The 23,897-nt window shown below is 53.4% G+C and carries 16 protein-coding genes; 10 read left to right on the top strand and 6 right to left on the bottom strand.

The features are described from left to right. Positions 1-16: 16 nt before the first annotated feature. The 3 genes from ACS5NO_RS22060 to ACS5NO_RS22070 form a co-directional block, all read right to left on the bottom strand. The gene (locus ACS5NO_RS22060; RefSeq protein WP_114407392.1) at positions 17-454 is read right to left on the bottom strand and encodes a nuclear transport factor 2 family protein; all 438 of its coding nucleotides are present in this window, start codon (positions 452-454) and stop codon (positions 17-19) included. A gap of 154 nt (positions 455-608) precedes the next feature. Beyond that, positions 609-3,179: a glycoside hydrolase family 95 protein gene (locus tag ACS5NO_RS22065; RefSeq protein WP_439417144.1), complete on the bottom strand. Its 2,571-nt coding sequence runs from the start codon at positions 3,177-3,179 to the stop codon at positions 609-611. Between the two features lie 235 nt (positions 3,180-3,414). Next, positions 3,415-4,101 carry an SDR family NAD(P)-dependent oxidoreductase gene (locus ACS5NO_RS22070; protein WP_439417145.1) on the bottom strand — a complete coding sequence of 229 codons (687 nt, stop codon included), beginning with the start codon at positions 4,099-4,101 and terminating at the stop codon, positions 3,415-3,417. A gap of 108 nt (positions 4,102-4,209) precedes the next feature. Here ACS5NO_RS22070 and ACS5NO_RS22075 point away from each other — a divergent pair, with 108 nt between their 5' ends. Next, on the top strand, positions 4,210-6,828 hold the full coding sequence (locus ACS5NO_RS22075; protein ID WP_439417146.1) for a PQQ-dependent sugar dehydrogenase: 2,619 nt from the start codon (positions 4,210-4,212) through the stop codon (positions 6,826-6,828). Here the strand turns inward: ACS5NO_RS22075 and ACS5NO_RS22080 are convergent. Together ACS5NO_RS22080 and fdhD are read right to left on the bottom strand one after the other, a co-directional pair. Further along, positions 6,809-9,091, bottom strand: a complete 2,283-nt coding sequence (locus ACS5NO_RS22080; RefSeq protein WP_439417147.1) for an FdhF/YdeP family oxidoreductase — start codon at positions 9,089-9,091, stop codon at positions 6,809-6,811. The two genes, ACS5NO_RS22075 and ACS5NO_RS22080, sit on opposite strands and share 20 nt — an antisense overlap. A gap of 147 nt (positions 9,092-9,238) precedes the next feature. Beyond that, positions 9,239-10,054 (bottom strand): formate dehydrogenase accessory sulfurtransferase FdhD, encoded by an 816-nt coding sequence (gene fdhD / locus ACS5NO_RS22085; RefSeq protein WP_439417148.1) that lies wholly within the window; start codon positions 10,052-10,054, stop codon positions 9,239-9,241. Positions 10,055-10,309: 255 nt separating this feature from the next. Here fdhD and ACS5NO_RS22090 point away from each other — a divergent pair, with 255 nt between their 5' ends. The 9 genes from ACS5NO_RS22090 to ACS5NO_RS22130 all read left to right on the top strand — a co-directional run bounded on the left by ACS5NO_RS22090 (position 10,310) and on the right by ACS5NO_RS22130 (position 23,020). Then, entirely contained in the window at positions 10,310-12,445 is a 2,136-nt protein-coding gene (locus ACS5NO_RS22090) for a bifunctional aldolase/short-chain dehydrogenase (protein ID WP_439417149.1), read from the top strand. Positions 12,446-12,568: 123 nt separating this feature from the next. Beyond that, positions 12,569-13,843, top strand: coding sequence for a sugar isomerase (locus ACS5NO_RS22095; RefSeq protein ID WP_439417150.1), 1,275 nt, complete (start codon positions 12,569-12,571; stop codon positions 13,841-13,843). A 120-nt stretch (positions 13,844-13,963) separates the two neighbouring features. Continuing rightward, a complete protein-coding gene (locus ACS5NO_RS22100; protein ID WP_439417151.1) occupies positions 13,964-15,361 on the top strand; it encodes an FGGY-family carbohydrate kinase in 1,398 nt (465 codons plus the stop codon). Between the two features lie 13 nt (positions 15,362-15,374). Beyond that, on the top strand, positions 15,375-15,950 hold the full coding sequence (locus ACS5NO_RS22105; RefSeq protein WP_439417152.1) for a Crp/Fnr family transcriptional regulator: 576 nt from the start codon (positions 15,375-15,377) through the stop codon (positions 15,948-15,950). A gap of 111 nt (positions 15,951-16,061) precedes the next feature. Then, positions 16,062-16,796 carry an SDR family oxidoreductase gene (locus tag ACS5NO_RS22110; RefSeq protein ID WP_439417153.1) on the top strand — a complete coding sequence of 245 codons (735 nt, stop codon included), beginning with the start codon at positions 16,062-16,064 and terminating at the stop codon, positions 16,794-16,796. 101 nt (positions 16,797-16,897) lie between these two features. Next, positions 16,898-17,374, top strand: coding sequence for a MarR family winged helix-turn-helix transcriptional regulator (locus tag ACS5NO_RS22115; protein WP_439417154.1), 477 nt, complete (start codon positions 16,898-16,900; stop codon positions 17,372-17,374). 78 nt (positions 17,375-17,452) lie between these two features. Beyond that, positions 17,453-18,781 carry a TolC family protein gene (locus ACS5NO_RS22120; RefSeq protein ID WP_439417155.1) on the top strand — a complete coding sequence of 443 codons (1,329 nt, stop codon included), beginning with the start codon at positions 17,453-17,455 and terminating at the stop codon, positions 18,779-18,781. A 22-nt stretch (positions 18,782-18,803) separates the two neighbouring features. Beyond that, complete coding sequence (locus ACS5NO_RS22125; RefSeq protein ID WP_439417156.1) at positions 18,804-19,859, top strand: efflux RND transporter periplasmic adaptor subunit; 1,056 nt, start codon at positions 18,804-18,806, stop codon at positions 19,857-19,859. A gap of 29 nt (positions 19,860-19,888) precedes the next feature. Next, a complete protein-coding gene (locus tag ACS5NO_RS22130) occupies positions 19,889-23,020 on the top strand; it encodes an efflux RND transporter permease subunit (RefSeq protein ID WP_439417157.1) in 3,132 nt (1,043 codons plus the stop codon). Positions 23,021-23,127: 107 nt separating this feature from the next. On the opposite strand, the gene ACS5NO_RS22135 is transcribed toward ACS5NO_RS22130, so the two are convergent. Continuing rightward, positions 23,128-23,841, bottom strand: a complete 714-nt coding sequence (locus ACS5NO_RS22135; protein WP_439417158.1) for a head GIN domain-containing protein — start codon at positions 23,839-23,841, stop codon at positions 23,128-23,130. Positions 23,842-23,897: the final 56 nt, after the last annotated feature.

The following is a 23,897-nucleotide window of genomic DNA, read 5'->3' on the forward strand; positions in this document are numbered from 1 at the left end:
ACCGAATACCGTAAACTTAAATCTTAACCGCCTGCCGGGCGAGCAATTTCCAGTCGCCTTTCTGCTTGACCCAAACGAGCAAAACCGAGAGTTTGACCGTTCCGGCCACGCCTTTGTTGTTGGTCGTTCCCGACAGTTTGTGCCGCACCCAGGCGGTGTTATCCACGATGGAAACGCTCTGATCGGTCAGGTCAATCGTCACGAAATCAGACTCTTTGCTCACCAGGGCTTTGACAAAAGCGGTTTTATCTTCCAGCAATCCATTGGAGTGTCCATATGTCAGTTGGTCGGTGACGAGGGATTCGAGCGTGGCCTGATCGGCGTCGATGATGCCTTTCCGCAGCTTCTCAACGGCTTGCTCAACGGCCTGTTTTTCGTCTTTTTTACCGGGCTCGGTGGCCATCAGGTTGCCGGTTACCAACAACAATACAAGCAGGCATTTCAGGGTTTTCATGGTAGTAAAAGTAAGGGTAACTCGTTAGGAATAAGACAATAGAATAAAGAAGTGAGACAAAAGAGTAAAGAGGTGAGACAGGAGATCTGAGACGGAAAACGGGCGACTGATCTCCCTTCTCCGGTCTCTATTCTCACTTCTTTACTCTTTTGTCTTATACACCCAGCAAAACATATTCTTTCCCCGGTTCCGTCGCCAGATCGTAGAGATAAACACCATTGGCGGGGGTTTCGGGTTTGGTCGTTTGGTAACGGTTTTCCGGCTGTTGAAAAAACGCATTCGGATTGGTGCCTTTGGCGGTTTGAAGCCGGGTTTTCCCATCGCTCTTCAGCGCGCTCGTCACCCGCAGCCGACAGTTGCCACCCAGCGCCGAGCGAACGGCCACGCGCGTCAGTTTGCCGTTTTTCCAGCTCATATCGAGTTCATAACCGCCCCGCGCCTTCATTCCTGTCACCTCGCCGGTGGCCCAGGCATCGGGCCGGGCGGGCAGCAGGTTGAGCAAACCGTCGTGGCTCTGCACCAGCATTTCACCAATGCCCGATGTGCCGCCAAAGTTCCCGTCGATCTGGAACGGCGGATGCGCACAGAACAGGTTGGGATAGGTGCCGCCCCCGTTGGCGTAATCGGTTCCTTCGACGCCCGTCAGCTTCAGCAGTTCGCGCAGGAGTTTGTAGGCATGATTGCCGTCGTGCAGCCGCGCCCAGAAGTTGATTTTCCAGGACTTGCTCCAGCCCGTTCCGCCATCGCCCCGGATTTCGAGGGTTTTGCGGGCCGCATCGGCAAACTGGGGCGTAGTCAGCGGAGAAATTTCGCGACCCGGATGCAGTGCATACAGGTGCGAAACGTGGCGGTGCTGCGGGTCTTCATCCTGCCAGTCTTTGTACCACTCCTGCAAATTGCCACTTTTTCCGATCTGCAACGGAAACAGTTTACTTTTTTTATCGGACAATGTTTTCCGAAAATCCGCATCAATTCCCAATTGTGACGAAGCCTGAATGACGTTCGAAAACACGTCCCAGATCAGGCCCATGTCCATCGTGGTGGCCACGGAAACGGATTGCTTGACGCCTTTATCCGTGATAAATACGTTTTCGGGTGATGTAGACGGTGCCGTTACCAGACGTCCCTGCGGATCTTCCACCAGCCAGTCGAGGCAGAACAGGGCCGCATCCTTCATCAGTGGATAGGCGTAGGTTTGCAGGTATTTTTTGTCGCCGGTAAACAGGTAATGGTCGTAAAGATGCTGGCTCAGCCAGGCACCGCCCACCGCCCAGTTGGCCCACGACGGACTGCCCTTGCCCTTGTCGCCAACGGGATTCGACGCGCCCCAAATGTCGGAATTGTGGTGAACCGTCCAGCCCCGGGCGTTGTAAAAAGTCTTCGTGGTTTCACGACCAGTTTTTGCCATGTACCTAATCCAGGTCAGCAAGGGCGTATGCAGTTCCGACAGGTTGACCATTTCCGCCGGCCAGTAATTCATTTCGGCGTTGATGTTGGTGGTGTAGTTGCTGCTCCAGGGTGGACGAACCATCGGATTCCAGAGTCCCTGGAGGTTGGCTGGTGGTCCGCCGGGCCGGGAACTCGAAATGAGCAAATACCGCCCGAATTGAAAATACAGCGTTTCCAGTTCCGGGTCGGCACCGCCTTCGGCATACCGCTTCAGTCGTTCGTCCATCGGCAGATTGACCGCCGATGCGGTTTCCAGCGTAAAACTAGTGCGGTTAAAATACCGTTGGTAATCAGCTACATGAGCCTTCCGGAGCGCATCCACGGTTTTGGTGAGTGCTTTTTTCAGGTAGCCGTTCACCAGTTGTTTTTCATCCTGCCCTTCCCGATCGGGGCATTTGTCAAAACCGTTGAAACTGGTAGCCGCCGTCAGCAGCAAAACCGCTTCCGTTGCATTTTGAATGCGAATACCCGCCGTATCGGTCGAAACCGTGCCATCCGTCGAGCGAACTTTCACCCGCCAGTCGAAACGCATGCCTTTGCAGCCTGCAGAATCGCCGTAAATAACCGGTTTTGGATTGTAGTTGACGTAATTCGGATCTGCGTGGGCGGGGGCTTTCCCGCGAATAACCAGTTCATCGCGCCCCTGTGCTGATTTCGTGACGGGATGCGGACTGCGTGCGGCTGCCGTTACCGTCAGGGCTCCTTTTTTATCCGCCGTCAGCCGCACGACCACGACCTGATCGGGCGCGGAGACGAAGATTTCGCGGGTATAGTTGACGCCATTTACCCGAAACCGGGTGGTCGCCGTGGCATTTTTTATGTTTAGATCGCGGTAGTAATCCGTAGGTTGTCCCGAAAAATCCTGTTTCAGAAACAGATCGCCGAGCGGTTGGTAGGCTTCCGTATACAGCCCCTGCATGTGCTGCGTCAGTTTGGCAGCGGCTTCATAATCTTCCCGGAAGAGGGCTTCCCGAATTTCGGGTAAATACTTGGCAACACCGGGATTGGGATTGCGATTGACCGGCCCGCCCGACCAGAGCGACGATTCGTTCAACTGAATCAGTTCGTCACCGGCGCGGCCAAAAACCATTGCCCCCAGCCGACCGTTGCCCACCGGCAGGGCTTCATTCCAGTTGCGGGCGGGCTGACGATACCAGATTGCCGACGGATTCTGGGCAAATACGGCATGAATAATCAGCCACAGTAAACCAGTCCAGATAAATCTTCGATTGATTAGGGAATACAGTCTTCTAAAAAAAAGAATGAAAAAGAACATGTGTTTGAAAGCGAATGAAAGCTGCAAATTACGACACGAACCGGACTTTACAGCCGTTTCAAGCGATTACCAATGGAAGTGTGGAAACACGGCCATTCTCATAACACAAACAAGCACTGACTATCAAGACGTTATTCAATAAAATTGCATTTCCTCGCTGAAACACTCAGCCGGGACCATTTATCGTTGGAAACAGGAAGCCCGGTCGGTGCTTCGGATAGCTTTTTCGGTTTCTCTAGGCCTTGTTGTATACTTTCAAAACTGATTCACGCAACATCTTTCCGGCACCAAAGGTCACAAAATCAATCAGTTCGGCGATATCTTCGGGCTTTACCCAATTGGCCGGATCGGCGTCGGGCATGGCTTTGCGGTTGGTCGGCGTGTCGATGGTGCTCGGCACCAGAACCGTTGAAATTATATTCTTGTCTTTGCCGGCGGCATTGAGAATTTCGGACAACTGGATCACCAGCGATTTCGAGAGTGCATAGGCAACCATGCTCTTCCCGGCCGACGGAACCAGGGCCGGGCGGGCACCAATCAGCACAAACCGTCCGCCCTGCGCCTGCTGGCTCATCTGCTCAAAAACCGGGCGGGCCACCTGGTAGGTTGTCTGAAAATTCAGCCGGAACAGGAGATCGATGGCGGCAAAATCGGTGTCCGTGATCGACCCCATCGCAAAACCGCCCACCAGCAGGATGGCCGCATCGATGCCCCCGTGTTCGGCCACCACCTTCTGAACCAGAGCCTGACAACCCGCTTCGTCGGTCAGGTCAAGTTCGTGCGTCACCAGATTGGGCTGCGCGTCGAGCGTATGGCCGCCCGGTTCGAGGGTGGCAATAACGGTATGGCCGCTGTTCAGCAACTGTTGGGTAATGGAGCGGCCCAGACCACCGGCACCTCCGGTCAATAATACGGTTGACATAGCGTGTTGTTCAGGCTAAAATTCAAATGTAAGAAATGGAACGGGCCTATACCAAAACAAAACCGGATTGAATTACATTTGAATAAATGAGTCGTCCCTAAACACACTATGAAAATAGTCCGTCTTTTTTTACCACTGATCCTGGTTGGTGTGTTATCGGTTGCTTTTCGGCAGGACCGCCCGACTGAAGCGCCCGACGAACACCGGTTTCGGAAAGTGGACCTCACCGGCAACCTCCGCGACCTGATCGAACTGGATATTGCCCCGAATGGTGATGTGTATTACATCGGCCACCGCGGTGAACTGTATGTTCACCGGATTGCGACCAAAGAAAACAAACTGCTTGGAAAAATTGACCCGCAACCATCAGAAGCCACGCTGCAGGCCATTGCCCTCGATCCGGGCTTTATGCAAAACCGGCACCTGTATTTGTACTATGCCCCGAAAACCCGCAAAAACGTCAACGTGCTGTCGCGCTTCACGCTCCGGGGCGATTCGCTCGATCTGAGTTCGGAGAAGATGATGCTGGAAGTCTCCGATTCATGGGAATGCTGCCACTCGGGTGGGGGCATGACGTTCGATCGACACGGAAATCTGTACCTGACCACCGGCGACAACACCAATCCGTTCGGCACCAATTTTGCCCCGCTCGACGAACGGCCCGGCCGGGAAATCTTCGATGCCCAGCGTTCGGCGGGCAACACGCACGATTTGCGCGGGAAGATTCTCCGGATTCATCCCGAACCCGACGGCACCTACACCATTCCGAAGGGCAATCTGTTTGCCGATTCCAAAGACACGCTGACCCGGCCCGAAATTTACGTCATGGGCTGCCGGAATCCGTTTAAAGTGACCGTCGATCAGGACACGGATTTTGTGTACTGGAGCGAAATCGGCCCCGATGCCAGCGACACCGAATCGCGCGGACCCCGGGGCTACGATGAACTAAATCAGGCCCGCAAAGCCGGTAACCACGGCTGGCCGTTTTTCATCGGCAACAACGAACCGTATGCCAAAGTGGATTTTACGAAGGATTCCGTCCTGTTTCAGTTCGATCCGCAACACCCCACCAATACCTCGGTGAACAACACCGGTTTGCGGGATTTGCCCCCGGCGCAACCGGCTTTTCTGGCGTATCCCTACGACGTGTCGACCGAACACCCGGAATTAGGCTCCGGCGGGCGAACGCTGGTGGCCGGACCGATTTACTATTTTGACCCGAAAAACCCCTCTCCTATTAAATTCCCGGCCTATTTTGACCGCAAGCTGTTTTTGGGCGAATGGATGCGGAACTGGATGAAAACCGTGTCGTTCGATGACCAGAAAAACCTGAAAGCCATCGAGTCATTCATGCCTTCCACGGCTTTTCGCAAGCCGATTGCCATGCGATTCGGCCCGGATGGCGCTTTGTATCTTATCGAATTTGGAGCCTTGTGGGGTGGCAACAGCGATTCTCGCCTGGTCCGGATTGAATACATTGCCGGAAACCGTCCGCCGGTGGCGAAGCTGGAAAAAACAACAGAAGCCGGGGGTGTGCCGTTGCCGGTTCAGTTTTCGGCCAAAAACTCACTGGACTACGACAAGAACGACCAGCTTGCCTACCGCTGGTTCATCAACGGAAAACCGCTTAGCCAGACGACCGCCGACCTTTCCTACACGTTTCGGAAACCGGGCAATTACCGCGTCAAACTGGTGGTCAGCGACCGGGCGGGGCTGCGTTCGGCGACAGAAACCGTGGTGAATGCGGGCAACAATCCGCCCAAAGTAACGATTGAACTGGCCGAACCGGGACGGCTGTATGGCCCGGCGGTTTCGTACCGGACAAAGGTGGAGGATGCCGAAGATGGCCGCGTCGATCCGGCCCGAATTCAGGTAAAGCTGACGTATCTGCCTACCCGAAAAACCGTTTCACTTTCGGAGAAAGGCGAACTGACATTGCCTAACCAACGCGGTTACACCTGGATCGAGGAGAACGACTGCAAAGCCTGCCACGCGCTGAACGACAAATCCGTCGGGCCGAGTTTTCGGGAAATCGCGGTGAAGTACCAGCCGAAAAAAAACGATCCGGCGCTGATCGAGCAACTGAGCAAGAAGATTCTGAAAGGCGGTTCCGGCGTTTGGGGGCCAACCAACATGAGCGCCCACCCGCAGCTTTCGGATGAGGTAACGTCGGAAATGGTGCGCTATATCCTGTCGTTGTCAGACGAAAAAACCGAGAAAAAAGTACCCGCCGAAGGTAAATTTTCTACCGACCCGGCCGCTCACGGCACGTATGTGCTGACGGCCACCTACACCGACAAAGGGAATAAAACCGCCCGCCCGTTGACCCGCCAGTCGACGGTGGTGCTACGCCCGCCCGTGCTGACGGCCCAGGATTTTGATGCACATTATGAACTTCAGCGCAGTGACATTCTATACGATATTCACAAAGCGGGCTGGGTGATGATGCGCCAGTTCAACCTCACCGGCATTCACGCCATCGACTTCACCCTCGCGACCGAAACCAAAGGCACCAGCATCGAAGTCCGGCTCGACAGCCCGTCCGGTGAGTTACTGGGCGAAATGGATGCACCCGCCACCGGAAAGCGGAGAGTGTGGGTCGAGAAAACCCTGCCGATCAAACCGGTGACGGGTGAACACGACGTCTACATTGTTTTCCGTAACCGCCTGACGGTCGTTGACTTGATGGAAGTGAAAGAAGTTCGGTTCAGGAAGGATATACCGTAATCACAATCGACTTCGACGTGGGCGTCAGGCTCCCTTCGGCGTATTGGTCAATGGGCAGCAGCACGTTGGTTTCCGGGAAATAAGCCGCCGTGCAGCCGCGCGGAATGTTGTAGGAAACCACGACAAACCGCTCGGCGGTGCGGATTTTTCCGTCATACCGGCTTTGCAGATTCACGACCTGCTGCGGTTTTAATCCCCGGCTCGCGATGTCATCAGCATGCATGAACACCACCCGCCGTTCGTTGTGAATGCCCCGGTAGCGGTCGTCGCGGCCATAGACCGTCGTGTTGAACTGGTCGTGGCTGCGAATCGTCATCAAGAGCAGTTCGTCGGGTTGTAACGCGATCTGGCTGGGGACATTGATCGAGAAATGCGCCTTGCCATCTTTGGTCGGAAATTTCCGTTCGCGGGGGCCGTTGGGCAGGTAAAAACCGCCCGGTTTCCGGACACGCTCGTTGTAATTGTCAAAACCGGGAACGACTTGTTCGATCAGGTCGCGGATGTAATCATAATTGGTAATCGCTTTGTCCCAATCGACGGTGTTCGGGCGGTTTCGGAAAACCGCTTTGGCCAGTTCGGCCACAATCGCCGGTTCGCTTTTCAGGTGTTTCGAAACCGGTTCCAGGGTGCCGTGTGACTGTTGAACGACGCCGGTGGTGGCTTCGGTCGTCACAAACTGATCGCCCGAAGCCTGCGCATCCCGGTCGGAGCGCGCCAGACACGGCAGAATCAGGGCCGTTTCGCCATGAACCAGGTGGCTGCGGTTCAGCTTGGTAGACACCTGAACGGTGAGTCGGCAGCGTTGCAGGGCCTCGGCGGTGTAGTTCGTATCGGAAACCGCCATCAGGAAATTGCCGCCCATTCCGAAAAACACTTTGGCGTCTCCTTCGTGCATGGCTTTCACGGCTTCGACTACGCTGAAACCGTGTTCGCGCGGGGGTTCAAACCCAAAGACGGTTTTCAGTTTGTCCAGAAACTCCGGTTTCGGACGTTCCCAGATGCCCATCGTCCGGTCGCCCTGCACGTTGCTATGCCCGCGAATGGGAGCCGCCCCTCCGCCTTCGATGCCAATGCTGCCCTTGAGTAACAGCACATTGATCACTTCGTTGATGGTCTGAACGGAATTGCGGTGTTGCGTCAGCCCCATCGCCCAGCAAATGATGATCTTCTTTTTGTGTTTGAGCAGATCGACCGTCTGCTGAATCTCCGCCAGCGACAATCCGGTTTGGCCCACCAGTTCGCTCAGTTCGTATTGCTCAAGACTACTGATAAAATTCTGATAATCTGCCGTATATTCCTCTATAAAAGCTTTGTCAATGACTTTTCCGGGTGTTTTCTTCTCCTCTTCCAGCAGCAGTTTACAAATGGCTTTCAGAAAAGCCAGGTCCGAGTTGATCCGGATTTGCAGGTAGAGGTCGGTCAGTTTCTGTCCGCCCAGCACCATATCCCTAACGCTTTGCGGAAACTGGAAGGCCAGTAAACCGGTTTCCACCAGCGGATTAACGGCGATGATGGTGGCGCCGTTGCGCTTGGCCTGTTCGAGGGGCGTCAACATCCGGGGGGCGTTGGTGCCGGGGTTCTGGCCCATGATCATGATCACCTCCGCTTTTTCAAAATCTTCATACACAATCGATGCCTTACCCAGCCCGAGGGTTTCGGCCAGCGCAACGGAGGTCGATTCGTGGCACATGTTGGAGCAATCCGGCATGTTGTTAGTGCCATATTGCCGAACAAACAACTGGTACAGAAAAGCCGCTTCGTTACTGGTTCGGCCCGAGGTATAAAAAACCGCTTCGTCCGGCGAACCGAGCGCATTGAGGTGGTCGGCAATGAGTTGAAAAGCATCGTTCCAGGCGATGGGTTCGTAGTGTGTCTGCCCTTTCCGAATCACCAGCGGCTGCGTCAACCGCCCCTGCTGTCCGAGCCAGAAATCATCTTTTTGCAGCAAGTCCGCCACCGAATACCGCTGAAACAGAACCGGCGACGCCGTGTGTTTCGTCATCACTTCATCGGCAACGGCTTTGGCACCACTTTCGCAATACTCCGCAACCGATGAGCGGTTGTCGTCGGGATCGGGCCAGGCGCAACTCGGGCAATCGTAGCCGTCTTTCTGGTTGAGCTGATACAGCGCTTTCCAGCCGCGCACCAGTTCCGTCTGGCGAAAAACGTGTCGAAAAGATTCGGTTACAGCGGTCAGCCCGGCGGCCGTATCCTTCGGTTTGGTAATTTTCAGATCGGTTAAGGTATCAGGAGCAAGTTTCATGATTTATTCTGTTACCGCCCTGTCAGCGGTCGAAGACCCTGACAGCGGCAAATAGGTGATAAATACAACTATGGAGATTTAATTACGGTTTTTAACCAAACCGCTGTCAGGGTCTTCGACCGTAACGACGGCCCGGCGCTGACAGGATTAATTGTACTGATTAAACCGGTTTTCCCGGACAAAACCGAGCAGCGTCATTCCGGCTTCCTTCGCCAGTTCGACGGCCAGACTCGACGGCGCACCCACGGCGGCCAGCAGCGGAACACCCGCCATCCAGCACTTCTGCACCAGTTCGAACGCGACGCGCCCGCTCACCAGCACCCCAAACCGGCTCAGCGGCAACCAACCCTGCCAGAAAGCCGCGCCAATGAGTTTGTCCAGCGCGTTGTGCCGCCCGATGTCTTCCCGAACCAGCCGCAACTGCCCGGTTTCGTCGAACAAAGCCGCTGCGTGTAGTCCTCCCGTGTAAGCAAACGTCCGTTGGGCAGCCCGCAGTTTTTCCGGTAAGGTATGGATGATTTCCGAATCGACCGCAAAATTGCCGGAAAGCGGTTTTTGACAAACGCTTTGCACGGCTTCAATGGACGTTTTTCCGCAAATCCCGCAACTGGAAGCCGTATAACTGTGTCGTTCGAGCCGCTGCCAGTCGATTTTGACGTCCGGCTGTAGTTCAACGCGCAGGACATTGCCTTTTTTCTCCGAATCGGTAACACAATGTCGAACGGAAATGATTTGGGAAGGTGTAGAAAGTATATTTTCAGTAAATAAAAAACCCAGGGCCAGTTCTTCATCGTGGCCCGGCGTCCGCATCGTCACGGCCACACTGCGTTGCTGACGGTCGTCGGCAGGTCCGAAACCCAGGCGAATTTCCAGCGGTTCTTCCACTGCCAGCAAATCGCTGTGCTCCTGAGGTTCATGGCTTTGACTGATTTTCTGAATGGTTACGGGTGTTACGGCCAACATACGGTTTTATAATCTTTATTTAAAAAACCCAATTAACAGAAAAGAGTTTAAACACGCTAAATTGGCGGATTGTCGTCTCAAAAGCCTGGGTTGACAGACAGAAAATTCATTTTTCAGGCACAAAATAGGACAGTACATGAAAGTAAGGCTGTCGGAAGCGTTTATCTTTGGGTATAATTTGGTTAAAACCGCTTTTTAGTACAGAATTAAGGCTCTGAAGTTTCAATCGCGTCGGCGTTCCGACATCAATTCGATATGCTCAGTACGAACAAAACACGGCAGGCGAACGAGTTTCGTCATGTAAGCTACTTGTGGGACGAAGCCAAAGCCGCTCAACTGGCCGGTGACGAAGTAGCCCTCCTCATCTATCGTTCTAACCTGTTAGGTGCCGACCTCCGGCTGACCAACTACGGTGGCGGGAACACCTCCTGCAAAGTGATGGCCAAAGACCCGCTGACGGGCAACGATACGGAAGTGATGTGGATCAAAGGTTCTGGCGGAGACATTGGTACACTCAAAAAAAGCGGTTTGGCGGCACTCTACGTCGATCGGTTGCGGAGTCTGAAAAACGTCTACCGGGGTATTGAGTTTGAAGATGAGATGGTGGAACTGTTCAACCACTGCATTTTCGATTTGTCCTCCAAAGCACCTTCAATCGATACGCCCCTGCACGGTTTTCTGCCTTTTGCCCACATCGACCACCTGCACCCGGATGCGGCCATTGCGATTGCGGCTGCCAAAGACGGCAAAAAAATTACGCAGGAACTGTTCGATGGGACCATTGGCTGGGTCGAGTGGCAGCGTCCCGGCTTTGACCTGGGTCTGAAACTGGCTGAATGCCTGGAGCAGAATCCGGGTATCCGGGGCATCATGCTGGGCTCACACGGTTTGTTTACGTGGGGTGACACGGCCTATGAAAGCTACATCAATACGCTGGAAGTTATTGAGAAATGTGCGGAATATCTGGAAGAAAACTACGGCAAAACCCGTCCGGTTTTTGGTGGTGCCAAAATTGAAAGCCTCGAAAAAGACGCCCGGCTGAAGCAGGCGGCCACGCTGGCCCCGGTTCTGCGCGGTTTCTGCTCCAACCATACGTCGATGGTCGGCCATTTTACGGACGACGCTCGCGTGCTCGAATTCATCAATTCCAACGATCTGGACCGGCTGGCTCCGCTCGGAACCTCCTGCCCCGACCACTTCCTGCGGACCAAAATCAGCCCGCTGGTGCTTGACCTGAAACCGGACGAGGATGTGACGGATACCGCAGCGATTCAGGAAAAACTGGCTCCGGCGTATGAAGCCTACCGGGCGATGTACCAGGAATATTACGAAACCTGCAAACACCCGAACAGTCCGGGCATCCGCGATAAAAATCCGGTGATCCTTCTGTGGCCGGGTGTGGGTATGTTTGCCTTCGCGAAAGACAAGCAAACGGCGCGGGTGGCGGCTGAATTTTATACCAACGCCATCAACGTGATGAAGGGGGCTGAAGCCATTTCGGAATACACTTCCTTGCCGCGTCAGGAAGCGTTCGACATTGAATACTGGCTGCTGGAAGAAGCGAAATTGCAGCGGATGCCGAAGCCAAAACCCTTATCGGGCAAAATTGCGCTGATCACGGGCAGTGCCGGTGGAATCGGAAAAGCCATTGCCAAGCGGTTTGTGGCCGAAGGCGCGGTGGTGGTCATCAACGACAACGACCCCGACCGGCTGAAAGGCGCGGATGAGGAATTCCGCCAGCAATACGGCCGGGATACGCACACGTCGGCCACCCTCGACGTAACCAGTGCCGAAACCATTAGCAAGGCCTTTGAAGCGGCTGCGCTGGCGTTTGGCGGGGTGGATATTGTAGTCAACTGCGCCGGTCTGTCGATCTCGAAACCGATTGAAGAGCATACCGAAAAAGATTGGGATCTGCTGTATGACGTCCTGGTAAAAGGCCAGTTTCTGGTCACCCAGAAAGGCGTTGAGATCATGCGGAAGCAGAAACTGGGGGGCGACGTCATTAACATTGCCAGCAAAAACGGTCTGGTTTCCGGCCCGAACAATGCCGGTTATGGTTCGGCGAAAGCGGCTCAATTGCACCTGAGCCGACTCAATGCCGCCGAACTGGGTAAAGACCACATTCGGGTCAATGTCGTGAACCCGGATGCGGTGATTTCCGACAGCAAAATCTGGGCGGGTGCCTGGGCCGAAGGCCGGGCCAAAGCCTACGGCGTGACGGTGGCCGAACTGCCAGCGTATTACGCCAAACGCACTTTGCTGAACGAAATCATTTTGCCAGACGACATTGCCAACGCCTGTTTCGCCTTCGTCGGCGGTTTGCTGAGCAAATCCACCGGCAATGTGTTGAACGTGGATGGCGGTGTAGCGATGGCATTTGTTCGATAAAGATTAGAAAAAGTTGTATCGCAGAGTTAAGCGGAGAAAATCAGAGTTTATCAGAGAAAACTCCGCTTAACTCTTTTTACTCTGATAAACTCTGCGAAATAACTAATCTTAACCCTGACTCACATGCAACTCGAAGCGTATAAAATAGCCGATCATAACCAGAAGGCACTGGAAGCGCACCAGCGTAAGCTATCCTACTGGACGGATGAAATCGCGAATGCCGAACCCATCATTCAGAAGCTGATCGATTTTCAGATTGCTATTCCGAGTTGGGCGCTCGGCACCGGCGGCACCCGGTTCGGGCGTTTTCCGGGCGGTGGAGAACCGCGTTCGCTGGAAGAAAAAATCGAGGACGTGGGCCTATTGCACGCCCTCAACCAATCGAGCGGAGCGATTTCGCTGCACATTCCGTGGGACATTCCGCAGGACGGCGAAGCCATCAAAAGTATGGCGGCCAGTTTCGGCTTGCGGTTCGACGCCATGAACTCCAACACGTTTCAGGATCAGCCCAATCAGGAACACAGCTACAAATTTGGTTCCCTGCAACACGTTGACCGGGCGGTTCGGCAACAGGCCATCGATCACAACATCGACGTGATTAAACACGGTGTGGCACTGGGTTCCAATTCGTTGACGGTTTGGTTGTCAGACGGTTCCTGTTTTCCAGGGCAGCTCAATTTTCGGAAAGCGTTTGAGCGTACGCAGGAAAGTTTGCAGGAAATCTACGCAGCTTTGCCCGACAACTGGAAAGTTTTTGTCGAATACAAAGCCTTCGAACCCAATTTCTATTCGATGACCGTCGGCGACTGGGGTGCATCACTCCTATTTGCCAATAAACTCGGACCGAAAGCCTACACGCTGGTCGATCTGGGTCACCACCTGCCGAATGCCAACATCGAGCAAATCGTTTCACTGCTGTTGATGGAAGGCAAACTGGGCGGTTTTCACTTCAACGACTCCAAATACGGCGATGATGATTTGACCGTTGGCAGTATTCGTCCGTACCAGTTGTTCCTGATTTTCAACGAATTGATTGAAGGCATGGACGCCAAGGGCATGAATCACGCGACGGATTTGGGTTGGATGATCGACGCCAGTCATAACGTCAAAGACCCGCTGGAAGATCTGTTGCAGTCGGTCGAAGCCATACAACTGGCGTATGCACAGGCACTGCTGGTCGATCGGACAGCCCTGGAAGAAGCCCGCGACGCCAACGATGTAGTGCGGGCGCAGGAGATTTTGCAGGAAGCCTACCGCACCGACGTCCGGCCCCTGGTGGCCGAAGCCCGTCGGCGGTCCGGTGGCGCTTTGCAACCCCTGGCCCTCTTCCGACAATTTAACATCCGTCAGCAACTCATCGGCGAACGCGGCCTGAAAACCATCGCCACAGGACTTTAATTTCAATTGTGAATGAGCGAATGAGTGAATGAGTGAATAGGATCAAAGATCACGCTATAAAAGTAACGGACTGCGGTAGCTATTCACTCATTCGCACATTCACTCATTCACTCATTAAATATGAAAACGCCCGTTATTGCCATTTTCGACGTCGGGAAGACGAACAAGAAGCTGTTTCTGTTTAACGAACGGTACGAAATCGTGTGGGAGCGATCGGAACCGTTTGATGAAATCGTGGACGACGATGGCGATCCGTGCGAAGACGTTGCCCGGCTCACGGCTTGGGTGCAAACCCTGCTGCGGGAGGTCTTGCAGTTACCCGAGTTCGAGATCCGGGCGTTGAATTTTTCGACCTACGGAGCCAGTTTTGTCCATCTGGACGAAGAAAGCCGCCCCATCGGCTACCTCTATAATTACCTGAAACCGTATCCGGCCGCAATCCGGCAGAAGTTCTACAGTACGTACGGCGACGAAACGACGCTGGCGATGCAAACCGCTTCCCCGGCTTTGGACAGCCTGAATTCGGGCCTGATGCTGTACCGGATCAAGTACGACAAACCGAAGTTGTTCCGCCGTATCTGGTATTCGTTGCATTTACCCCAGTACTTGAGTTACCTGTTTACCGGACAGGTACTAACGGACGTCACCAGCATCGGTTGCCACACGATGCTATGGGATTTCAATAAAAACCAGTACCACGACTGGGTCATTGCCGAGCAACTGGACAAACTTTTTGGCCCTATTTTCACATCGGACAGTGTGCTAAACGCCATCTGGCTGAACCATCCGCTCAAGGTCGGCGTCGGTTTGCACGACAGTTCGGCGGCTTTAATCCCCTATCTGGCCTCTTTTCAGGAACCTTTCGTGCTGATTTCGACCGGAACCTGGTCCATCAGCCTCAATCCGTTCAATACCATTCCATTGACGGCGGAGGAGTTGCAGTACGATTGTCTGTGTTACCTGCATTACCAGGGCCAGCCCATCAAGGCGTCGCGCCTGTTTGCTGGGTATGAACACGAACAGCAGACCAAACGAATTGCTGCCCATTTCCAGACACCGGTCGATCAGTACAAGCAGGTCGATTTTGATTCGGAACTGATTCAGTATTTGCGGGAATCGCGGCCCAATTCCGACAACCGGTTTGAGGGCGTCAAAGCCCCTCCGCTCCAGGAATCGTTGTTCCGCCACCGCGATTTGTCGGTTTTCCGGTCCTACGAAGAAGCCTACCACCAGTTGATGCTCGATATTGTGTCGCAGCAGTTGATCTCGACCAACCTGGTGCTGGAAAACTCGCCGGTCAAGCGCATTTTTGTGGATGGCGGATTCAGCAAGAACCCGATTTATATGAATTTGCTGGCATCGGCTTTCCCGCATACCGAAGTGTTTGCCGCTTCGATGGCGCAGGCAACGGCCCTGGGATCGGCCCTGGCGATTCACCACCACTGGAACACCAAACCGTTGCCGGGTGATACCATCGAGCTGAAGCATTACTCGGCTACCGGCCGGTATGCGGTTTAGGCACTGTGGATTCTTGGAAACCTTAAAAGCCTTCCTGAACACCCTCACACCCCTTCGTCCTGAAACCTGGCAAAGGGTGGAACCGCTTTTTTCAGAAATCCGGTTGCCGAAAGGCCAGTATTTTCTGGAAGAGGGACGCCAAGCCACGCAAATTGGCTTTCTAACGGAAGGCATCATCCGGGCCTTTTACCGGAATCAGGACGGTATAGAATACAACAAACATTTTTTTATCCCGAATTCCTTCGCGGGTGGTTATGCTTCACTGATCACCGGCAAACCCAACCAAATCTGGCAGCAGGCCCTGACCAACTGCCGCTTGCTGGTTGCCGATTTTGCGGCCCTCTCGGCCCTTTATGACAGCGCACCTGATCTCGAACGGGCGGCCCGGATGCTGGCGGAACGTTTTTTTGTTCAGAAAGAAGAACGGGAAATTGAACTCGTGTTGCTGGATGCCCAAACCCGCTATGCGCTCTTCCAGCAACACTATCCCGGACTCGAACAACGCGTTCCACAATACCACATTGCTTCCTACCTGGGCGTCACCCCGACGCAGTTAAGCCGCATCCGCCGAAAAATAGCGCACCGCTGATTTGTTTACCTATGTCATTTTTTTTTCGTTTCGTGTCCGGTAGTTTTGACTGCACAAAATACGACAGTACGTTCTTTATCAGACACTTACCGTCGGTTGACAGCCTATTCTATGAAAGTCACGAACAATACGATTCTGCTGACCGGCGGCACTTCGGGCATTGGGTATGAACTGGTCAGGCGGTTTTATGAACTCGGCAACCGGCTGATTGTGGTTTCCAGTGATCCGGGTAAGTTAACCAACCTCCGCAGTCAATTTCCTAACATCGACACCATTCCCTGCAATCTCGCTGATTCGACGCAGGTCAGGGCCCTGATCCGGCGGTGCCGGGAGGATTATCCGGACATCAATGTGCTGATCAACAATGCGGGGGTTCAATACCCGTACGATTGGCTAACCGAATCGGATGGTTATCAGAAAATCAGCGACGAAATCACGATAAACCTGACCAGTCCGTTGCAATTAGCCTACGGCCTTCTGCCGGTTTTATTGAAACACCCCGAGGCCGCTCTGGTGACGGTTTCATCCGGTTTGATTTATGCGCCTAAAAAATCGGCACCGGTCTATTGCGGAACCAAAGCCGCTATTCACACGACCACGAAAGCCCTGCGGTATCAGCTTGAGAAAACCGGCATAAACGTTTTCGAAATTATTCCGGCGCTGGTCGATACACCCATGACGACTGGCCGGGGAAAGGGGAAAATAACGCCCCAACAACTGGTGGATGAGTTCATTCGCCACTTTCGGAAGAACCAGTTCGAAAGCCGGATCGGGAAAACCAAATTGCTCCGGCTGCTCCAGCGTCTCTCGCCCGCGTTGGCCGACCGGCTGATGAAGAACGGGTAGCTTTTACCGCTTATCCTTTGCATTTACCGCATCCTCAAAAAATACAAAACTTTTTCGGAGTAAATTTGGTTGATATATCAACCTATCATAAGTTTGTGACCATGATCACGCAAGAAGAAATCAGTATACGGGAAAAGATATTCAACCAGATGGGTGGATTCGTGGTATTCAATGTCAACCACTTTTTACACCAGGTTGCCAAAAAAGCGAATCGGGATTTGGCCAAAGCCGGTTTCACACTCCAGTATGAACAACTTCCGGTGCTTTTTGTCGTCAACTTTGCGCCCGATGGCTTGCTTTCGCAACAAGACATTGCCAATGCGTTACAGAAGGATAAATCAGGCATTCAACGCTCTATTCGCACTCTGGAACGCGACGGTTACCTCCGAATTACCCCGGACAGCATCGATCGGCGCAAAAACCTGATTCAGTTGACCCCGGCCGGCAAGATGATCATCGATCAGATTATCGAAGCGGCCAAAAGGCAGGACGAGGAAGTGCGAAGCCAGCTTGATCCGGAAGAGGTTAATACGCTGCTCAAACTCCTCCGGAAATTGACGGCTTTGGTTGAAAGTTGATTTTTATTTATTCATATTGTTGATATATCAACAGTAGACCTATCAACAATATAAGTTTTTCTTCGTTTATTACCAATTATGAAAAAGATCGTTGCCCTCTTTTTATTCCTCCTATTAACAGGTTCGCTGCCCGGTTTGGCGCAGACGAACTGGTCGCTAAAACAATGCATTGATTACGGTCTTCAGCATTTTGGAACCGTGAAAATTGCCAGCTATCAGGTTGAAACCGCCAATCAGCAGGCCCGGCAGGCGTTGGGACTTTATTTACCACAGGTGTCGGGCTCAGCGACATTTACGGATAACGTCAAGTTGCAAACGTCCATTATCCCGGCGGGGCCACTGTCGCCCGAACCGATTCGGCTCACGTTTGGTCAAAAATACCAGAACAACGTTTCCGCTCAGCTCACCCAACCGCTTTACGACAAAGCTTTACTGCTCGGTCTCAAGGCGAATAAACCGAATCAGCAACTGGCCGACCTCAACAACCGGCAAACCCGCGAAGACGTTATTTACAACATCACGAGCAATTACTACCAGGTCTTCATTTCCCAGCAACAGATCGCCCTCTTGAAAGACAACCTGGAGCGGACGCAGCAGGTGTTGAACATTCTGAAACTGCAACGGGATAACGGCGTGATTCAACCCGTGGATTATACGAATACGGAAGTGAGTTACAATAACACCCGTTCGCAATTATCGCTGGCCGAGAACGATGTCAACCTGGCGCTGAACCGTCTGAAATACCAAATGGGCTTATCGCAGGATCAGCCGCTGACGGTGTCGGATTCGTTGCTGATGAAAGTGGCTCCCGTAGTGGAACAAACCCAGTTCGACGCGAAAAATCTGGTAACGTTTCAACAGGCCGAGACCAACCTCGCGCTGCAGCGGTTGCAATTGCAGCGGATTCGGGCGGGTTATATGCCTGCACTGAATTTTACGGCCAACTACGGGACACTGAACTTTGCGAATCAATTCGACAATGCCTTCAAGAATTTTATCGGGTACGGCAGCATTGGGCTTCGCTTGAATGTGCCGATTTTCGACGGATTCCAGCGGGACGCGCAGGTGCAACAGGCGAAATTAACCGTGCTGACGCAGGAAGAACAGCAACGATTGAATACGGCTTCGTATCAACTCCAGTTCAGCAATGCCCAATCGCAAATTCAGAAAGCGAAACTGAACGCCGAAAACGACGAACGAACCGTGAAGCTGGCCCAGGAGGTCTACAACATCACGACCTTGCAATATAAGCAGGGAACCAAACCGCTGACGGATCTGATCAACGCCGACAATTCATACCGGCAAGCACAGTCAAACTACATCAATTCGCTCATTAATTTCTACCAGGCCCGACTCGATCTGGAACAATCGCAGGGCACGTTGTTAACTTTCTATAACCAGCTCTGATTACTAAATACAACCGAATAAAATGAAAAAGACCACAATTATCGTTGTAATCGCTGTTCTGGCCGTTACCTCGCTCATCGGCTTCCGGCTGGCCGCCAACAAGAAGACGATCGATGAAAAAAACCAGATGCCGACTAACACCAACACCGCTATTCCGGTGACCGTTGCGCCGGTTGCAGAAGGAGCCGTCAGCCAGCAACTGGTCAAAACTGGCAATCTGATCCCGTTCAAGGAAGCCGACATTACAGCCACAACCGCCGGCAAAGTGACGCAGGTGAATTTTGATCTGGGTTCTTCGATCCGGCAGGGCGCGACGCTGGTGCAACTGGACAACAAACTGAAAGAACTATCGCTGGAAGCCACCCGGCTGAACATTGAAAAGCTGAAAAAAGACGTGACGCGGTATACCACGCTGCTGGCGGGCAATGCAACCACTGAAATTCAGTTGAATGAGACAAAATATAACTACGAAAACGCCGTCAATCAGGCCGAGCAGATTCAGAAGCAGATTGCGGATGCCAACGTGAAAGCGCCGATCAGCGGCCGGATTGTGAAGAAAAACATCGAACCGGGCGAATACATTACGGTCGGGACGGTGTTGGGAACGGTGTTGGACGTAGCCCGGCTGAAAGTGCAGGTGCCAGTCAACGAAAGCGACGTGTACCGGTTGCGCGAAGGCCAGACGGTTCGCGTGTCGGCGGATGTGTTTCCGGGAAAAACGTTCAGCGGCCGTATTTCATACATCGCTCCGCAGGGAACCGAGGAACACAATTACCCGGTTGAGATCACCATCGACAACGCCGGTGGACTGAAAGCCGGAACGTTTGTCAACGTTGATTTCTCGCAGAAATCCAACCAGAAAGCCCTGCAAATTCCGCGCATGGCCCTGGTCGAGAGCATCAAGAATCCGTACGTCTATGTGGTGAATGGCAATGCCGTGCAGAAACGTATCATCAAAGTAGGCCGGGAATTCGACGATTCCATCGAAGTGCTGGAGGGGTTATCGGCTGGCGATCAGGTGGTAACGACGGGTCAACTGAACCTGAGCGACGGCAAAACCGTACAGATCACCCAATAACCGTACCCACGGCTTAAACGACTCAAACCATGTCCATATCCGAAATAGCGGTCAAACGTCCGTTGCTGGTCATCACCATCTTTATTGTACTCATCCTGTTTGGGGCACTGAGTTACAAGCAACTGTCTTACAACCTGTTGCCGAAGTTCGAAGCCAACGTCATCAGCGTGGCCACGACCTACCGCGGAGCCTCCGCCGACGAGGTGGAAACCAACGTGACCAAGCGCATTGAAGACGCCCTATCGTCGCTGGAAGGGCTGGATCGCATGACCTCAACCTCGCAGGAAGGAGCCTCCATTGTGATTATTCAGCTTAAAAACGGCATCAGCACCACCCTGGCCCAGCAGGATGCCCAGCGCAAAGTAGAGCAGATTGTCAACCTGTTGCCCGACGAAGCCGACCGCCCGATTCTGAACAAATTCTCGACCGACGAAATCCCGGTTTTGCGGATGGGCGTTACGGCCGATATGTCACCGACGGCGCTGTACGACCTGATCGATAATGATATCAAACCGCAGTTGTCGAACGTTTCCGGCGTGGGTCAGGTCAACGTCATTGGCGGGAACGAACGCGAAATTCAGGTGAACGTCAATCCGGAAAAACTCCGTGCCTACGGCGTGTCGATTGGTCAGGTTTCGCAGGCCATCAACGCAGCCAATACCAGTTATCCGGCCGGTCAGTTGGAAACGCGGGAGTCCCAGTATTCGATTCGTTTTGATGCTTCCGTCGAAACGACCAACCGCCTGCGCGAGTTGATCATTGTCCGCAAAACCAACGGCAGCCAGGTGTTGCTCAAGGATCTGGCCGAAGTGGTGGACGCAACCACCAAACCAACCGCCATCAACCACATCAATGCCCTGCCGGCCATCGGGCTGCAAATTCAGAAACAGTCGGACGCCAATGCCGTATCGGTCAGCCAGTTGACGCAGGTCAAGCTGACGCAACTGGAAAAACAGTACAGCCAGTTCAAGCTGAAATTCAACATTGCCTCCGATCAGTCGATCTACACCCTGGCTTCGGCCAATGCCGTCGTCTTTGACATGGGACTGGCGATCCTGATTGTGTCGGTGGTCATGCTGCTCTTCCTGCACAGTTTCCGCTCGGCCATGTTCGTGCTGGTGGCCCTGCCATCGTCGATGATTCCGACCTTCGCGCTCATGTACATCATGGGTTTTTCGCTGAACCTGATGACACTGATGGCCTTATCGCTGGTGGTCGGTATTCTGGTCGATGACTCGATTGTGGTGTTGGAAAACATCAACCGCCACCTCGAAATGGGGAAAGACAAACGGACGGCAGCTTTGGACGGACGAAGTGAAATTGGCTTCACCGCTTTAGCGATTACGCTGGTGGACGTCGTGGTGTTCGTGCCATTGGCCATGACCGGCGGTTTGATCGGGAACATCCTGCGGGAATTTGCCCTGGTGGTGGTTTTCTCGACGCTGATGAGTTTGCTCGTCTCCTTTACGCTGACGCCTTTGCTGGCATCGCGCTTCGGCAAGATCGAAGTCCTCAGCAAAAGCTCTTTGTGGGGACGTCTGAACCTGGGCTTTGAAAGCCTGATCGACCGGCTGACGGCCGCTTATGGCCGGATTCTGGTCTGGGTACTGGGCCACAAACGCTACGTGTTCATCGGGATTTTTGCCTTGCTGGTGGGCTCCATTGCCTTAGTTCCTGCCGGTTTTATCGGGGGCGCTTTTATGCCGGCCAGTGATCAGGGTGAAATGAGCATCCAGATTGAGCTCGCACCAACGGCTTCCATTTATCAGAGCAATGCCGTAGCGCAGCGGGCGGAGCAAATTATTATGAAACACCCCGAAGTGACCAATGTGTTCACCAATGTGGGGTATACCAGCAGCGGGATTGCTACCTCCTCGAACAGCAATATTGCCGATCTGAACGTGAAACTGATCGATAAAAAACTGCGCACCATATCGACTGAGAGCTTCGGTCAATTGCTGAAAGAAGAAGTGGGAAAAATTCCGGGCGTGAAAGTAACGGTTGTTCCGGTGGGTCTTGTGGGAGCTTCGCAGGCGCCGATTCAGATTGCCGTGAAAGGAACGAACCTGGCCGACATCCGGAAAGCCGCTGCGCAGGTGAAGGAAGTGACCCAGTCGGTGCCGGGCACGCAGGATGTGAAGTATTCGGTAAAAGACCCAAAACCGGAAGTAACGGTTAATCTCGACCGGGATAAAATGGCCCAATTGGGGATCAATGCTTCTGAAGTCGGGATTGCGTTGCAGAATGCTTTCCGGGGTAACGACCTGTCGAAATTTAAGCAGAAGGGGAATGAGTATGATATTCTCATCAGCCTGGATCAGTTCGATCGCACCAAACCGGAAGACATCAGCCGGTTGACGTTTGTCAATAACCAGGGCAAAACGTTTGAACTCTCGCAGTTTGCTCAGGTTCAGGAACAAATTGGCGAAAGCGTACTGGAACGCATCGACCGGCTTTCTTCGGTGACGATTAACGCCCAGGTGGTGGGTCGTCCGGTGGGAACCGTTGGTACGGATATTCAAACCAAAATGGCGAACGTGAAGCTGCCGGAAGGCGTTTCGATTCAGTATCTGGGTCAGTTGCAGCAACAATCCGACGCGTTTGGCAGCCTCGGACTGGCGTTGATGATTGCCATTCTGCTGGTGTATTTTATCATGGTGGCACTCTACGAAAGCGTGGTTTATCCGTTCGTCGTCCTGTTCTCCATCCCGGTAGCCCTGGTAGGCGCCTTGCTGGCGCTGGCCCTGACGATGGAAAGTCTGACGGTTTTCTCGATTGTCGGGATGATCATGCTGCTCGGTCTGGTGGCCAAAAATGCCATTCTGATCGTCGACTTTACCAATCAGTTGAAAGCCGAAGGGCACGATGTGGTCGATGCCCTGATCGAAGCCGGAAAAGAGCGGTTGCGCCCGATTCTGATGACTACGCTGGCGATGATTCTGGGGATGCTGCCGATTGCGCTGGCCAGTGGTGCCGGTGCCGAAACCAAAAACGGGATGGCCTGGGTCATCATCGGCGGTCTGACGTCGTCGCTGATTTTGACGTTGCTGATCGTTCCATCGATGTATCTGGTGGTCGATCGGATTATCGCCCGGTTTACCGGAAAGAAAGTAAAACCGAAAAAACCGCAGGAACTGGAAGTAGCGCAGGCGATTGATTAAATAGAGAAGAGAGGTGAGAATAGAGAAGAAAGAAAGGAGCACCGACAAGTGCTCCTTTTTGGTTAAAAAGTCTTTTTTCTCTACTCTCACTTCTTTCATCTTTGAAATCAATCCTTGCGCACGGTGCTTGACCCCGATATATTGGTTTTTACCTCAGGTGTGCCCCGGTACCGCACGCTGCTGGCACCACTGGCTTTTACCTCGAGCAGTTTCGATACCCGGACGCGGGCTGTGCTGGCGCCCGACAAATCCAGTTCGGCTTCATCGACCGGATAATCGAAGGCTTCTACCTTACTGGCTCCCGACAGTTCGCCGATCAGCAAGCCACTCGCTCCCTTGAGGTCGAGGTCCGATGCGCCCGACAGGTCGATGGTGGTCCGGTCGGCGTCGAGATCGACGGTCGAACGGGATGCGCCCGTCAGCCGGATGTCGAAATCCCGCTGGCCCTGAAAACCGCTGATGTCGGACCGTGAAGCACCGGAAAAATCGACGCCCCGCAGGCTCGGCATCGTAATGCTGATGTTCATGTCGTACCGCCTGTGCCGCGACGAGCCATTGCGGTAGCGGGCGTAGAGCGTCCCGGCGCGGGTGTAGAGGTCGAGATCATCCAGATCCCGGCTGTTTCCCCGGGCTTCGATGCGAAAGTTGCTGCCTTGTTCAACGCTGATGGTAAAGGCACTGCCCATGTCGAGCCGGTCGAAGTTGGTCAGGCCAAACGAGCGGTCGTCCTCTTCGTAAGGACCGACGTGTTCAAAGTCGCAGGAGGTCAGCGACACCAGGGCGAAAAGAAAAAAAGCGGAAAGAATGGTGGATAATTTCATGGTTGTCATAGCGATTTGTGAATGTATTTGCTGTTGTATGCCGCTATGACCCGCGT

It is taken from the genome of Larkinella fluvii, from assembly GCF_051857545.1.
GTDB lineage: Bacteria > Bacteroidota > Bacteroidia > Cytophagales > Spirosomataceae > Larkinella.

What these genes read in the sequence shown, in the direction of transcription:
- ACS5NO_RS22060 (WP_114407392.1), bottom strand. Translation starts at nt 454, where the DNA reads ATGAAAACCCTGAAATGCCTGCTTGTATTGTTGTTGGTAACCGGCAAC.
- ACS5NO_RS22065 (WP_439417144.1), bottom strand. Translation starts at nt 3,179, where the DNA reads ATGTTCTTTTTCATTCTTTTTTTTAGAAGACTGTATTCCCTAATCAAT.
- ACS5NO_RS22070 (WP_439417145.1), bottom strand. Translation starts at nt 4,101, where the DNA reads ATGTCAACCGTATTATTGACCGGAGGTGCCGGTGGTCTGGGCCGCTCC.
- ACS5NO_RS22075 (WP_439417146.1), top strand. Translation starts at nt 4,210, where the DNA reads ATGAAAATAGTCCGTCTTTTTTTACCACTGATCCTGGTTGGTGTGTTA.
- ACS5NO_RS22080 (WP_439417147.1), bottom strand. Translation starts at nt 9,091, where the DNA reads ATGAAACTTGCTCCTGATACCTTAACCGATCTGAAAATTACCAAACCG.
- fdhD (WP_439417148.1), bottom strand. Translation starts at nt 10,054, where the DNA reads ATGTTGGCCGTAACACCCGTAACCATTCAGAAAATCAGTCAAAGCCAT.
- ACS5NO_RS22090 (WP_439417149.1), top strand. Translation starts at nt 10,310, where the DNA reads ATGCTCAGTACGAACAAAACACGGCAGGCGAACGAGTTTCGTCATGTA.
- ACS5NO_RS22095 (WP_439417150.1), top strand. Translation starts at nt 12,569, where the DNA reads ATGCAACTCGAAGCGTATAAAATAGCCGATCATAACCAGAAGGCACTG.
- ACS5NO_RS22100 (WP_439417151.1), top strand. Translation starts at nt 13,964, where the DNA reads ATGAAAACGCCCGTTATTGCCATTTTCGACGTCGGGAAGACGAACAAG.
- ACS5NO_RS22110 (WP_439417153.1), top strand. Translation starts at nt 16,062, where the DNA reads ATGAAAGTCACGAACAATACGATTCTGCTGACCGGCGGCACTTCGGGC.
- ACS5NO_RS22115 (WP_439417154.1), top strand. Translation starts at nt 16,898, where the DNA reads ATGATCACGCAAGAAGAAATCAGTATACGGGAAAAGATATTCAACCAG.
- ACS5NO_RS22120 (WP_439417155.1), top strand. Translation starts at nt 17,453, where the DNA reads ATGAAAAAGATCGTTGCCCTCTTTTTATTCCTCCTATTAACAGGTTCG.
- ACS5NO_RS22125 (WP_439417156.1), top strand. Translation starts at nt 18,804, where the DNA reads ATGAAAAAGACCACAATTATCGTTGTAATCGCTGTTCTGGCCGTTACC.
- ACS5NO_RS22130 (WP_439417157.1), top strand. Translation starts at nt 19,889, where the DNA reads ATGTCCATATCCGAAATAGCGGTCAAACGTCCGTTGCTGGTCATCACC.
- ACS5NO_RS22135 (WP_439417158.1), bottom strand. Translation starts at nt 23,841, where the DNA reads ATGAAATTATCCACCATTCTTTCCGCTTTTTTTCTTTTCGCCCTGGTG.